Here is a 15027-nt window from a genome sequence, read left to right as displayed (position 1 = left end):
GACGGCACGGCCGCCAGCGACGCGAACCTCACGCTTACCGGCGGCAACGTCGCCGTTGGCGCAGCAGGCTTGGCGCAGGCTGCCGCCACGCTCACGTCCACCGCGCAAGGCACATTGCTTGCCGCCGGCAGCATGCTGGCCGGCGTCGCGCAGACGCTCACCGCCGGTGACGGCATGACCATCGACGGCACCGTCGCCGCATTGCAGGGCGACCTGACGCTGAAAACACTGAGCGGCGACCTCGTGATGGGCGCCGCTTCGACCCAACAGGCAGGCGCGGCGTTGACCGCCACCGCAGGCGGCGCCCTGAAGGCAATGGGTTCGGCTGCCGTCGGGCAAGGGATGACGCTGCGCGCTAACACCGACGCCACGATCGGCGGCATCGCCGCTTCCCAGGCCGGCAATGTCACCGTCGACGCCAAGGGTGCGTTGACCACCACGGCCGACGGCCGCATCCAATCCGCCGCCAACATCGACTTGCAATCGGGTGGTCTGCTGCAGAACGCAGGCGTCATCTCCGCGGCCGGTGCCGCCAATCTGGTGTCAGACACCGGTCTGAACAACACCGGCTCCGTGCTGGCGGGTGGAGACGTCACCGCCACGGCGTCTGGCGCGCTGACCAACAGCGGCCGCTTCATCGCAGGCGTCGGCGAAGACGGCACGCTCAGCCTGCCCGGCAGCGTCAACCTCACCGCAGCCTTCATCACGCACCCGGGCATAAGCGCGGCCGGCAAGGACATGACGCTGACAGCAGGCGGCATGGACCTGTCCAACGGCAACCTGTCGTCCATCGGCAAGCTCGCGCTCACCTCGCCCGGAGACATCGCCACACGCAACGCGGTGCTGCACGGCGCCAGTCTCGACATCGACGCCGTCAGCCTGCGCAACCAAGGCGGCAAGCTGACCTCCGCCGGCGACGCCACACTGAAACTCGGCGGTGAACTCGACAACACCAACGGCCTGATCGCCGCCGCGGGCGACGCCCGCATCGACGCTGCGCGCATCGGCAATGCCGGCGGCACGCTCGCGGGTTCGAACGTGACCCTCTTCGCGACCGGCGCCGTCAACAATCAAGGCGGCCTGATCCAGGCCGACGACACCCTGACCCTGAACGCCGCCAGCCTGGACAACCACGCCACGCTGACCGCAGCCGGAGCACCGCCGAAAGGCGTGCTCGCCAAAACCGCCACCATCGTGGCCAGTGGCGTCAACAACCAGGCCGGCTCCATCAGCGCCAGCCAGGACCTGACCCTCGACACCACAGAGGGCGACAACACCGGCGGCGAAATCGCGGCCGGGCGCTACGCGACGGTCAAGGCGGCGGTGCTGAAGAACGCCCAGGGCAAGGTGTTGGCGGGCGAACGCCTCGCCGTCACGATCCAGGCGCTGCAAGGCCTGGGCCTGCTGCAATCCGCGCAGGATCTCTCGTTCACCTACACCGGTTCGCTCAACCAGACCGGCGACATCGCCGCGGGCCGCGATCTGACGATGTCGGTGGGCGGCAACATGGACAACAGCGCCACCGTCAGCGCCGGCCGCGACCTATCCATCACGGCCAACTCGCTCAACAACCAGGCCGGCGGTGAACTGCTGGCCGGACGCAACAACACCATCAACGTCACCAACGGGCTGACCAACTCGGGTCTGATCGACGGCGGCTCGACCAACATCAACGCAGGCCGGGTCGATAACTTCGGCCGCATCTATGGCAACACCATCGCCATCCGCGCTGGGGAACTGGCCAATGGATCGGGGCCCGGCGGCGGCGCGGTGATCGCGTCGCGTGGTGATCTGGATATCGGCGTCGGGTCGCTCGTGAACAAAGAGCATGGCCTGATCTATGCCGGGGCGGATCTGCGCATCGGCGGCGCGCTGGATGCGACGGGCAAGGCGGTCGGACAGGCTGCGTCGCTCGTCAATGCGGGAGCCACCATCGAGGCGGCGGGGAACGCGGCAATTTCCGCGGCATCGTTGCAGAACATCAATACGAACTACACCAGCGAAGTGGTGCCGGTTCAGAAGGTTCCCAAGTTGTATGTGACGCCGGCTGGCACGACCGACATGTACGACATGGAGACCAACTGGTTCTGCGATCAGGTGACGCCTGCATGCGGTAATGCGCCGGCGTGGCTAGATGACGACCCCGAACGCAGATTCCTGTTGCCTTCGACAAAGTACCCCCCATCCCAATATGGTCCTCCTTTCGACTACGCACCGTCGTACAAGGGAAAAGCGGGTGTGGATGCGCCCATTGCTCCGGCACGTGTCGCCAATCTGCGCGAATGTCTCATGGCGGGAATTGCCTCCGAGGACTGCGTGGGGACCACACGTTACGTGGCAGGGGATCGGATATGGTCCGTTTTTGGCGTGCCCCCACCCGAAGGAAATATCCCTCCAATGGTCGAAGTCTGCCGGGGGGCCCTCTGCGAGATGGTGTCTCCGCCGGAGCGTGACGCCGCTATTGCGCGAGACAAGGGCAGACATGACCTGCTGGACGCTCGCATCCGGGAGTTCAACGCAGACTTCAATAGCCGTTTGGTCGGCACCTTCACATACTACGAAGTCGAAGAGACCATCACCGAGACCCGCACCGTCTCTTCCGATCCCGGCAAGATCCTGTCCGGCGGCGCGATGACGCTCGTCGGCACCGTCACCAACGATAAGAGCCAGATTGCGGCCGGCGGCACGCTGTCGGTTAGCGGCCCCGCCATCAACAATATCGGCGCCAATGGCCAGCGCGTGATCACACGCGTCGGCACCGCCACCGTTACTCAGGCCCGAGACAGCGACCGCAAGGAATACTCCGAGCCCTACAACCGCACCCTGACCGCCGAATCCATCGAGCTGCCCGTCGGCACCTCCGGCGGCAATCTGTCGGTCTCCCTTAGCGGCACCGCGCCCGGCGCCAACGGCGCCACAGCAACCGGCCCGGTCCTGATCGCCAGCCTCGATCTGCCCAGCGGCAACGTCGTGCGCACCGTCTCCAACCCGGCCACGATCCCCGACAGCCAACTGTTCGCCGTCAACAGCACGCCCGACGCACCCTACGTCGTCGCCACCGACCCGCGCTTCATCGGCAACCGCGAGTCCGTCTCCAGCGACTACCTGTTCGGGCTTCTGCAACAACCCGGCGCGCCCGTCGGCAACGCCGGTGCATCCGGCGCCATCAATACAGGCCTGGGCAACACTCCCGGCGGCCTGAACGCCCTGATCCCCGCCGGCGCCAAATTCCTGACACCGTCCGGTCAACCCCGTCGCCTGGGCGACGGCTTCTACGAACAAAAACTCGTCGCCGACCAGATCCTGGCCACCACCGGCCAGCGCTTCCTCGACGGCTTCGGCGATAACGACAGCCAGTACAAGCAGCTGCTCGCCAACGGCGCGCAGTTCGCGCTGAACAACGGCATCAAGCTCGGTGCCGCGCTGACCGAAGCGCAGCAACGCCAACTCACCACCGATCTCGTCTGGCTCGTCGAGCAGACCGTCGCGCTGCCCGACGGCACCACCGAGTCCGTGCTGGTCCCGCAGGTCTACCTCCTTGTGCGCGAAGGCGATCTGCAGGGCGACGGCACCCTCATGGCCGGCCGCGACGTCACACTCGCCGCCGACGGCGACATCAACAACAGCGGCACGATCGGCGCCCGCGACGCCACCGTCATGACGGCCGCCAACATCGTCAACCAGGCCGGCGGCCTGATCCAGGGCACCATCGTCGACCTCGCGGCGCGCGAAGACCTGACCAATCTGGTCTCACTCATCAAGGGCGACAACGTTGCCCTGTCGGCGGGCCGCGACATCGCGCTGACCTCTACGTCCGCATTCGAAAACAATGGCGCCACGTGGGGTTCCTACGTCTCGGGCGTATCCCGCGTGGACGCCGGCAACCTTAGCCTGCAAGCAGGCCGCGATATCAACCTCACGGCGGCACAAGTCACGGCCACGGAAGACGCGCGCCTGCAGGCAGGCCGCGACATCAACTTGGCCACGCTGCAGGAAAGCCATGGCGAATCGCTGGTCCGAAACAAGAAGAACCGGCACGACCTGAGCACCAGCTCGGAAGTCGGTTCATCCATCGCGGCAGACGGAAACCTTACGCTGATTGCAGGGCAGGACGTCAATGCCCGCGCCGCGGATGTCACGGCAGGCGAACAGCTCGCAGTCGGCGCCGGCCGGGATATCAACCTGACGGCGGGCGTGCAGACCGGCTCGGCGTACGACGAGACCCATTACAAGACCAAAGGGTTCATGTCGTCGAAGACGACACACACCAAGACAGCCCGCGACTGGGAGCAATCCCTGGCCACCACCTTCACCGGCGATACCGCCGTACTGATGGCGGGCCGCGACTTGAACGTATCGGGCTCGAATGTCGGTGCGCAGAAGGACCTGGTGATGTCGGCCGAACGCGACGTCAACATCCTGCCCGGCCAGAACGCCCAGGACAGCTACGACTACAAGATGGTCAAGAAGTCCGGCTTTGGCGCCATGGGCGGGTTCAGCTTTGGCACCAGTAAACAGACGGACTCGCTCGACAGCAAGAAGGTCTTCCACAATGCCAGCACCGTGGGCAGCGTCGAAGGTGATGTCCTGATAAATGCCGGCAACGCGCTGAACATCACCGGCAGCAACGTCATCGCGCGCCAGGGCGACATCACGCTGATCGGTAAGGAAGTCAACATCGGCGCCGCGCTGGACACCACGCAGGAGCGCGAATTCCATGAGATCAAGCAGACGGGGCTGACGCTCACGGCGAGCAACCCTATCGTCAGCGCCGTGCAAACGGGCGTGCGCATGGCGGATGCGGCGGGCAAGTCAGATAACGCCGTCATGCAGGGCCTGGCGGGAGTCACCACAGGCTTGGCGGCAGTCAATGCCTACGACGCGGTGCAAGCGTCTACCAAGGCGGCCGCTGCGGCCGAAGCAGCCAAGCCGGGCTCTTCCAACGAAATCGACAAGGTTGGCGGCGTCAGCATCAAGCTCAGCCTGGGCACCAGCAAGAGCAGCAGCACGACCGACCGCAATGCATCAAACGCCTTCGGGTCGACCGTCGCCGCAGGCAAGGACCTGACCATCGTTGCGCAAGGCGCAGGCAAGGACTCGGACATCACCGTCACGGGTTCGACGCTCTCGGCCGGCAACAACGCGGTGCTCAAAGCCGAAGGCGACATCCTACTGGAGGCCGCGCGCAACGCCTTCGAGCAAAAGACCACCAGCAAGAGCAGCAGCGCCAGCATCGGTATTGGCTGGTCCACTGGCGGGCAGCAAAACGGGTGGACGCTCGAACTGGGTGCGTCCGTGGGTCGAGGCAACGCCAACGGCAAGGACGAAAGCTGGACCAACACTAACGTCACCGCGGGCAATGTCCTGGCGATCCAGTCCGGCGGCGACACCACGCTTAAAGGCGCTTCGGGCAAAGCCGACCAGATCATCGCATCGGTCGGCGGCAATCTCTTGCTGGAGAGCTTGCAGGACAGCAGCAAATACGACTCCAAGAATAAAAGCGCGGGCTTCGGCCTGACGCTGTGCATCCCTCCGTACTGCGCGGGCTCGAGCAGTGTCTCGGCCAACGCCAGCACTGGCAAGATGAACAGCAACTTCAAGACCGTGATGGAGCAGACGGGTTTGTGGGCAGGCGACGGCGGCTTCCTGATCGACGTCAAGGACAACACCACGCTCATCGGCAGCGTCATCGCCAGCAGCGACAAGGCGGTCGCCGACGGTCTCAACAAACTGACAACGGGGACGCTGGTCACCGAAGATCTCAAGAACACGGCGCGCTACAGCGGTAGCCAGGTATCGATCGGAGGCGGCTTCGGGTTTGGCGGCGCTAAAGCGGGCGATTCAGGCCTGGGCACCACTAAGGGCGGCGAGGTCGCAGGCGGCGCGAGCAAAGATGCGGGCACGTCCATTTCCACGGGCAGTAGCGGCTTTGGAATGGGCACACCGATTGTGGTCGCAGCGAGCGGAAACAGCAGTTCAACAACGCAAAGCGGCATCAGCGGCGGCACGATCGTCATTCGTGATGAAGCAGGGCAGTTGGCGCTGACTGGCAAGACGGCCGCGGAGACGATTGCGTCGTTGAACCGGGATACGTCGGACACGTTGAATGCGCTTAAGCCGATCTTTGACAAGGACAAGATTGAGGCGGGGTTTGAGATTGCGTCCGAAGCGCAGCGGCAGATGGGGCAGTTTTTGACGAATCGGGCGAAAGAGGCGACAGCCTTGGAAAACGAGCTTGCCAAGGAGTTAAAGAAGGCCGGAGGCGGCGATCCTGCACGCATCGCCGCACTAGCCGATGCACTGGAAGACGCCGCGAAGTGGGGACCAACTGGTGAGTATCGCTTGATCGCGACAGCAATTCTGGGGGGGGCGGCCGGCAACGTTACCGGCGGCGTTTCCGACTTTGCTCGAGCCGGCGCAGTGAATTACCTGCAGGGACTAACGACTCAGCAGGTCAAGCTGTACGCCGATATGTTGGGAGACGGCGCGGACTCGCAAGCCGCTCGCGCTGCGTTGCACATGGTGGTGGGTTGCGCGGCCGGTGCGGCACGCGGTGATGGCTGCGGCGCGTCCGCCCTGGGATCTGGTGCGGCATCAGTGGTGAACGCGCTTCTGGATGCAGCCAGCGGAAAGTCCGGCTCTGCGCTGTCTCACGAGGACAAGGAGGCTCGCAACAACTTGGTGTCCTCGCTCTTGGCGGGAGTGGCAGTTGGCTTGGGATCGGACGCCGCCACGGTGATTAACAGTGGACGGTTGGAGACAGAGAACAACGGTGTGGGGACTCTGCTAAAGCGTGGAGTGTTGGCGGGCATGAGTGCTTGTTTTCGTTCGCCATCTTGCCGTGAAACCGTGCTCAGTCCAGCACAATACTTGACGATCAATCTTCTGGCGGCCGAACTAATGGCCAAAACGCCAGGGTTGCAGGACAACCAAGCGCTATTGCTTGCCGTGACGAAGTTCGTCGCAGGTGGGGTGCCGGAGAGTCTGCCAGGACGGCCGGGAGATCCAGTTCCGCCAGTCGGGGTTCCGCCAAGTGGAGGTGTCGGCAATACTCCGGATACACAGTTGCCTGGTCAATCTGGACAAGTACCCAACGTTGGCGGGGTACCGGGGCAAGAGAATAATGGGCCGTCGGGCGGGATGATAATGCCGTCGCCGCTGCCGGAACAGCAGGGCTTGCAAATCATCCTCAATGAAATCGAGAATGATTTGTCGGGAGGTGCAAGTAATAATGGCCTGCCCGGCATAGACAGACCATTTCGAGAACCAAATCCGGAATTTCCGCCAAATCAAAATGTTATTGAGGTAATGAGTGGCTCTCACGTTCAAGGGATGGTGTCGCAAGTTGAATGCGTCGATTGTTCGGATATAGCGCAGTATTTGTACGAATCGGCTAATGGTGTTGGATATATATTCAAGGTGACTCCATCTATTCGCGGCAATTTAAACGTCTATGAGAATGGATTTGTTGAGGAACATCAGAGTTACCATCAGGTCTATTCGGACGGCAGGTACGTGTACGACCCTCGCGTGTCGTCTAATCCTATTCCAAAAGGGGACTGGGTACAGTTGATTGAGGGTACAAATCCCGACGGAGTTAAGATGACGGTGCTTAAGTAGGAGGTCAGATGAAACGACTTGCTGATGGCAGTGAGTTATGCGATGTAATCCGAAAATTTGCGGATCTTGAATGGAGTAAATATCAGTCTCGAGTGGTGGATCTGGTATTTAAAAATGGAAGAAAATACAAAAGAGATAACTCTGCAATGCCGCCATATACGACGATTCGATTTAAAGATGAAGACATTCATCTGGCTGATAAGTTAAAACATGCAATTGATACCTATAACGGAAGTGTGAAATGGATTATGTTTCCTTTTCAGCGGGTGAGCTTTCCTAATATCAACTGGGTTATTGAGCCGGAGTTCGTTGCCCAAACTCTTGCAAGTGAAACAAAGGGCGGTGCAATAAATCAGCAGGAATATATGGCTCAACATTATCCTGATTTTGCTCCGTTAGCGTACGCGGACTTGCCAAATTTGGCGAGGCATGTGGAATCTGTGTTGGGAAATGGGGCTTAGGCCATTGGTTGCTTTAATGGCTAACTCAAGAGTACGGAGATGAAAAGTCGTTTTATAGATGTTGATTGTTCGGTTTTGTTGACGCCTTCCTTCGCGGATGCAGGTGCTTTCTCCGGACTTATTGAGGATTTTTTAGAAGACTTGCGCGAGTTTCGTCCTGAACACTGGGGCTCGTGGAGCCAATTAATCTGCAGCTAACAATGGCGGAGGTGCGCAACCTCTTGGGCGATACCGGAAATTCAATAATGTGGAAACGCAAGTCCACTCCAAAAGGGTGGGGTTGTTTTAAAAAAGGAACATACCCGTTGCGCGGACCTCAGTCTGCCAATTATGGTATATACGTGAAAGCTGAAACGCAAAAATATGTGGCTGCGTTAATTCGCTATCTTCAACATCTAGCGGTTCGGTTTGGTGTGCAGTATGCATTTTGCGATAGCGTTGCGGCCGAGTATAAGATGGTCGGATTCAAAAATGGGTTTGCGCCAACAGCGGGGAATATTCATATCTTTACCCACACCTTGTGTAAGAAACTTCCGGACATTCTTTGGGCTCAGATATTTGGTCCGGCGTACGTCAAAATTTTCGGCCTGGAAAAACTGATGTCGGCACCAGCATACCGAGTGGAGCAACTGGGGCCGGAAACGGTATATATTCAAATTACCGAATCTCTATTTGATTTGCACGAGCGCTATGCGGAGGTGGATGCTGTGCGAGATCGTGTAAAAAATCATTTGGATGACAATATATTTTTTAGGCTTGGTAATTCTGCAGATCACGTCTACAAGACTCTCAATTTTCAATTTCCTCAGTAGAGCGTGCGACTGTCTGGTTGAATTCCCAAGTCTATAGGTCGTCGTACCCGACAGTCGTCAAGCGATTGCAAAGGGCGTGAGGCTTGACTCTTGCCGAGTTAATAATTTCGTCCTTGCGGGAAGATCTGGATGCTATGTTCGAAGTGAACGAAAGTGGTTTGATTGATATTTGATATCGAGAATGCTACGGTTGTAGTGAGTGGTGCATCGAAGACTTTTGGAGTGGTTTGTTTGTTAGCTCTTTCTGGTTGCTCATTTATTATGGTCTCGCCACCTGCAGCTTAACCGCGAATCCGGCGCCAGAAGAAAAAATAAGCCCAGTGTTGATTTATACATTTGACTGCGATTTCAAAAAGGAAATCGACGAGGTTGGAATGTTGGGTGCGAGAACAGCCTATCCAGCTGCTTATGCAGGCGAGGCGGTGTGCACAGCGTTGAACAACGCACTTCCAAGCGCAATGGGTGCAGCGGGAATTGCGGTGACGATCAGGACCCGCAAGTCGGACCCGAAAACAGCCAGGCCGAGCACACTGAAAGAAGACGCTGCAATTATCGGCGGAAAGTATGTCGTGGCCGTTGGGGAACCCAACGGATTTGCCGGATATCAACAGTACCCGCCCAGCGTTGGCGTCAACATTCGACTGTATGACACAGAGTCCGGGGAGTGTCGGGGCTTTGCCGAAAACACATACCCGATATCGCTGCGCGAATTCTCCAATCGAGTTCCGTCCAAGGCGGCGCAGAATATTGCAGTAAGCATTGCGAACAAGTTGGCGCGAACCATGCTGAAGCGGTGTACTGAAAAGTACCCATATCAGTGCGAAAAGTTTGGGGAGATGCGCTTTGCAGAGCCCAGGGACGCGTACGGTAAATAAGGCACTCCGCAATCGCGGATGGTCTTTTGTGAAGTCACCACTATTAATTTTTACGATGAAAGGTAGCAAATGAAGAGTCGGGCGGCATTGAAAACAAAGTTGGCGATGATTGCTCTGGCCGTTCTTGTGACCGGTTGTGCTCCGAAAAGTCCGTATTTGCCAAAAGAATACGACCCCGCGGCCCATGCCCGGCTTCGAATTTACTTTGGCGTGGCAACCACGGTCATTCTGAATCGTACGTGTCAAGAAAACTCAAAACCGTATGGTTTCAACGCGAATGATCCTCTGGTTCGAGGCATCAGCAATACCGTCATCGGCATGCCCATGCCCGATATCGACGAAAAGTACTATTCGGAGTACGTCGTCATGGCAGGAATACCCATTGATATCTATGCCTACGGCGGCGGTTGGAGCGGCCCCAATGCAATCGGCATGTCCATGCATACACGTGAGTTCGGCGATGGCATTTCCGCAGTGCTCGAGGCGGGAAAAGACTACGAGACGCTTTACCAGCATCCGAATGCGGTTCTACGGGAGCTTGTGATCGTAGATGGCGTGGTTCGCACCAAGCCTGTCGCCGTCACGAAATTTAAAGCGTGCGACAACGTCAAGGTGAAGAGGACACCCATGCCCGTGGGAGGAAACTCGTGATGTCAGTTCTCTCGTGCCAGTTGGCGAATGATCCAACACGATATTTTCCCTGGTTGAACCGTTATCAGGCGTGGTCTGGTTCGCGTGCAGCTGGACGCTGTGGGCAGGGTCCAAGGCAAGCAGTAGTTATCGGCTCAAGCAACAACGCTTTGGATCAAGCTGCAGTGGATGCCACGGCGTAAGGACGATGGAATGGCATCCCGTTGCCGGCCAGGCTGTGCTTGTACTCGCCTATCAACTTAACCTCGACGATGATGAGATAGCTGCGGGCAGATGAGTTGAATATTTATTGTCAGGGGGAGCCATTTAAGTCTCCCGTTTGATTTGGGCAGTTCAATGTCCCCCCAGCGATGAGTTGCGCATGAGCGAGCAGATGGCATCTTGTGCGAGCGGATATGTCTGCGGCATTCGGCGTGATTTTCGGCCGGCTGAATCATGTCCGAATCACGGCGGACGCCGTCCGAGCCGTGTGCGTGGTGCATCGGCGAGGTGCCAGCCCTGCGGCCTCCAAAGCATCTCATGCGTAGGCGCTATTCCCTCCAAAAACGCCTCATCGTGCGAGACCACCACCATCGCACCGGGATACTCCCGCAGCGCGTCCACTATCGCCTCCGCCGACTCAATATCCAGATGATTCGTCGGCTCATCCAGCAGTAGCAACTGCGCAGGCGTTTTCCGCCACAATGCGCACGCCAGCGCAGCCTTGAGGCGTTCCCCTCCACTCAATGTCGCTGCGGGCGCACTGACCAGCTCAGGCCCTAAGCCCAGCAACGCCAATCGACTGCGAAGCTCGCCTTCCGCTAACGTGGCGCCCGGCACGTGCAGCGTCTCCAGCAGCGATTTGTCTTCCTCCATAACGGACGCCCGCTGATCCAGCATGGCTGTCGGCACACGTACGTCGCATACGCCTGCGTGCGGAGCCAACGCTCCAGCCAGCATAGACAGCAGCGTACTCTTGCCGCACCCGTTCGGCCCGCGAATGGCCAACCGGAACGGGCCAGACAGCGTCACCGTCAGCGCACCTACGTCCGCGGGATAGGGCGGCTTAGCATGCTCCAGATGCAGAACGCGGCGGCCCTGCGGCACGGCAGTTTCGGGCAACGCGAGCGCAATGCCTGCCGATTGATCGATCTGTGCAGCAGCCTGCCTTACCGCATCGTCCAACGCGGCAACGGTGTCCTGCCGCCGCACGTTCTCGCGGCCCGCATGAGCTTCGGCATTCGCCTTCTTCATTCCCAGCAGGATCGGCGCCTGGTTCGCATCCCGGGCCTTGCGGGCGTCGCGAGCGTTGCGTTGTTGTTGGGCGTCGTGCTGTTGGCGCAGCGTGCGCAGGGTCGCAGTGCGTTCGTTGCGTGCGTGAGCCAGGGACGCTTCGCGCGCGGCGTTCAAGCGGTCACGATGGTCTCGGTAGGCTGTGTAGTTGCCGGAATGCACGGAGAGCGTGCCGCGCTCCAGTTCGACAATGCAGGACATGGCGTCCAGCAGCGTCCTGTCATGACTGACGACGATCAACCCGCCGCGCCAGGCGGCGATCTGGTCCATGAGCCAGCAGCGGGCGCCTGCGTCCAGGTGATTGCTGGGTTCGTCCAGCAGCAAGGCGTCGGGGCTCTGCATCAGGGCGCCGGCGAGCGCGACTCGCGTGAGCTCGCCGCCGCTGGCGATCGAGGCGGGGTGACCGGGTTTCCACGCGGGCAAGCCGGCGTCGGCGAGCGTGCGGGTCCATTCATCGCGGATGCGCCAATGGCCGTCGGCCAGATCGAAGTCTGACTGGCGAGTGCTGCCGGCTTCGATGTTGGACAAGGCCTGCAGGATCGGCGCAATGCCGGCGACGTCCGCCAATGTGGTGCTGGCGGTTCGCGGTTGTTCCTGAGGTACGTACGCGATGCGGCCACGGCGGATAATGCGGCCGGTTTGCATGCCCATGGCGCCGTGCGCCAATTGCAGCAGCATGGACTTGCCCGCACCGTTGCGGCCGATAAGGCCATAGCGGGTGCTGCCGTCAAAGTCGTGGCTGACGTCATTGAGCAGAATGCGTCCATCCGGCAGCGCATGGCTGACGTGACGCAGACTGAGGAAAGGCGCCGAGGATTGCGGCTGGGAATGCGCCGGTGCGGGCGCGCGGGAAGACTGGGCCATAAGAAGCTCTCCGGATTCGATGAGACGCGGTGCGCGCAGCGCAAGCGGTGATCTGGGGGAGGGCTTAGAGGGTCATGGCCGGACGAGTCTCCACGATGTGGGAATGAGGTGAATTCGAACAACGCGCGGCGGGAAAGTTCCTGGGCGCATTGTGCGCAGTGTATTTCAAATGGCGGCCGATGACTGGACCACGTGACTGCCTCCAGCGGGCTGCTGGCGCCCGAAACACGAGGCGAATATCAAGGCGTGGTTGGCAACCGATACACCGCGCCGTGCTTCAACGAGTGACCGGCAACCATTACACCGCGCCGCCTTGTCCGCGGGCAGCCGGCGACAGCGCCATCGCTTCTACCGCATACTCGCTTTAATCTTCCAGCATCCGCAGATCCGGCGGCCGGTTCTCGATGATCGCTTCCATGCTGAAGAATCCCGTCACCGTCGACAACTCGAAGTCCGTGATCAGCTTCTGATAGAACCGGTCGTACCCCACCATGCCGCGGCACACGACTTTGATCAGGTAGTCCCAATCGCCGCCAATGCGATAGAACTCCGTCACCTCCGGCAGACGCTCGACGTGCTTTCGGAAGCCATCAGCCCAGGCCTTGGCGTGGTGGCTGGTGCGGATCATGACGAAGACGGTGAGGTCCAGGCCCAGCGCAACCAGGCTGACTTCGGCTCGGGTGCCGCGGATGATGCCACAGGCGTTCAATCGTTGAAGCCGGCGCCAGCAGGCGTTCTGCGACAAGCCGACCCTGTCGGCAAGCTCGCGCTGCGACAGCGCGCCGTCCTTTTGCAGGCAGGAGATGATGCTCAGATCAAGTTTGTCTATTTTTTCCATAAATTCGATCATATGACCCGTTTTCATGAGCTTATGGCAAAAAAACGGTGATGTTTCATCAAGGCATCCATCGTATGATATTTGCGTACTTTTCGGATCCATCCCGCCATGAATATGCCTTTTGCCGAGGCGCCCGTCCGCGTCTCGGCTTCGCCTTTGCAGCAGTTTCAAGACAGCCTGAAGACTTCCGATATCGCGGCAGCGCTTGCCGACGGGCTTATCGGCAAGGATGCCTGCGTTGAAGGTCCCTTCGGGTCCAAGCCTTTGGTTTACGCGGATTACGTCGCGTCGGGCAGGGCGCTGATGCAGGTCGAACGCTTTGTGCTTGAACAGGTGCTGCCGTATTACGCCAATTCGCACACCGAGGCTTCGTTCTGCGGCGGCTTCATTACGCGGCTCCGGCGCGAGGCACGCGCCGCCGTCGCGCGGTGCTGCGGCGCTGGCGATGAGCATGCGGTGATTTTCTCGGGGTCGGGCGCGACGGCGGGCATCAACCGGCTGGTGAATCTGTTCGGCGTGAACGCGGCGGTGGCTGCCGGCCGGAAGGTTCGCGTCATCATCGGACCGTACGAGCATCATTCGAATATCCTGCCGTGGCGCGAATGCGGCGCCGAGATCGTTGAACTGGCAGAAAGCCCCGAAGGCGGCCCGGATTTGGCGCAGTTGGCGCGGGCGCTGGATGCGCCGAAAGATGCGCTGGTGGTCTGCGCGCTGTCGGCGGCGTCGAATGTGACGGGCATCGTGGCGGATGTCGCGGGTATTACGCGGCGCGTGAAGGCTGCCGGCGCGAAGATGTTGTGGGACTACGCGGGCGGGGCGCCGTACCTGCCCATCAGGATGTCGCCGGCGCCGGATGCGCAGATCGACGCTATCGTGTTTTCACCCCATAAGTTCATCGGCGGTCCTGGGGCCTCGGGCGTATTGATCGTGCGCCGCGACGCGGTGCTCGACACGACGCCGACCTGGCCGGGAGGCGGCACGGTGAAGTTTGTTTCGCCTGTGGGACATGATTACAGCGGCAGTCTGGAATCTCGGGAAGAAGCGGGTACGCCGAATGTGGTGGGGGACATCCGCGCTGCACTGGTGGTGCTGGTGAAGGAAGCGCTGGGCGCCGAATTCATGCAGGAGCGCCATGCGCACTTCGTGCAGCGCGCGCTTGCCGCCTGGAAGGGCGCGGAGCGTCTGGAGCTGTTGGGGTCGTTGACGGCGAACCGTTTGCCGATCTTTTCTTTCCGCGTGCGCGACGGCAAGGGCGGGTTTGTGCATCAGCAACTGGTGACGCGCATGTTGAGCGACCGCTTCGGCATTCAGGCGCGCGGCGGGTGCGCTTGCGCGGGACCCTACGTGCATCGTCTGCTGGATATCGACGACGCGCAGTCGCTGCAGATGCGGCAGGCCATCACGGACGGCCGCGAGATCGAGAAGCCCGGCTTTGTGCGGTTGAATTTCAGCGCGCTGTTGTCTGACGCTAAGGCGGATTTCATTCTGGAATCCGTGCTCGCATTGGCGGCCGACGCGCCGGAGTACGAGCCCTTGTATGGCTTTGATCCCAGCCGCGCGATTTTCTTTCCGCGCGACGCCGACAAGCAGGCGGCGTAAGAGCCAGGTAGTGGATGACCGCGATTGTGGCCGCT

General features: G+C 60.3%; 8 protein-coding genes. 6 read left to right on the top strand and 2 right to left on the bottom strand.

The features are described 5' to 3' along the window. The first annotated feature begins 69 nt into the window (after positions 1–69). The 5 genes from B3446_RS14295 (at position 70) to B3446_RS14275 (ending at position 10419) form a co-directional block, all read left to right on the top strand. On the top strand, positions 70–7620 hold the full coding sequence (locus tag B3446_RS14295) for a hemagglutinin repeat-containing protein (RefSeq protein ID WP_291382614.1): 7551 nt from the start codon (positions 70–72) through the stop codon (positions 7618–7620). 8 nt (positions 7621–7628) lie between these two features. Then, entirely contained in the window at positions 7629–8081 is a 453-nt protein-coding gene (locus B3446_RS14290; protein WP_291382612.1) for a hypothetical protein, read from the top strand. Between the two features lie 245 nt (positions 8082–8326). Further along, positions 8327–8893, top strand: a complete 567-nt coding sequence (locus B3446_RS14285) for a hypothetical protein (RefSeq protein WP_291382610.1) — start codon at positions 8327–8329, stop codon at positions 8891–8893. Between the two features lie 227 nt (positions 8894–9120). Next, positions 9121–9768: a hypothetical protein gene (locus B3446_RS14280; protein ID WP_291382608.1), complete on the top strand. Its 648-nt coding sequence runs from the start codon at positions 9121–9123 to the stop codon at positions 9766–9768. A 69-nt stretch (positions 9769–9837) separates the two neighbouring features. After that, complete coding sequence (locus B3446_RS14275) at positions 9838–10419, top strand: hypothetical protein (RefSeq protein ID WP_191575684.1); 582 nt, start codon at positions 9838–9840, stop codon at positions 10417–10419. Positions 10420–10863: 444 nt separating this feature from the next. On the opposite strand, the gene B3446_RS14270 is transcribed toward B3446_RS14275, so the two are convergent. Both B3446_RS14270 and B3446_RS14265 read right to left on the bottom strand, forming a co-directional pair. Next, positions 10864–12555 (bottom strand): ABC-F family ATP-binding cassette domain-containing protein, encoded by a 1692-nt coding sequence (locus B3446_RS14270; RefSeq protein WP_291382606.1) that lies wholly within the window; start codon positions 12553–12555, stop codon positions 10864–10866. Positions 12556–12919: 364 nt separating this feature from the next. Beyond that, a complete protein-coding gene (locus B3446_RS14265; protein ID WP_255596037.1) occupies positions 12920–13393 on the bottom strand; it encodes an Lrp/AsnC family transcriptional regulator in 474 nt (157 codons plus the stop codon). Positions 13394–13501: 108 nt separating this feature from the next. Here B3446_RS14265 and B3446_RS14260 point away from each other — a divergent pair, with 108 nt between their 5' ends. Then, complete coding sequence (locus B3446_RS14260) at positions 13502–14992, top strand: aminotransferase class V-fold PLP-dependent enzyme (protein ID WP_291382602.1); 1491 nt, start codon at positions 13502–13504, stop codon at positions 14990–14992. Positions 14993–15027: the final 35 nt, after the last annotated feature.

The organism is Achromobacter sp. UBA5777 (genome assembly GCF_002418565.1).
GTDB lineage: Bacteria > Pseudomonadota > Gammaproteobacteria > Burkholderiales > Burkholderiaceae_B > Achromobacter > Achromobacter animicus.
This window is presented reverse-complemented; position numbering and strand designations above follow the sequence as displayed.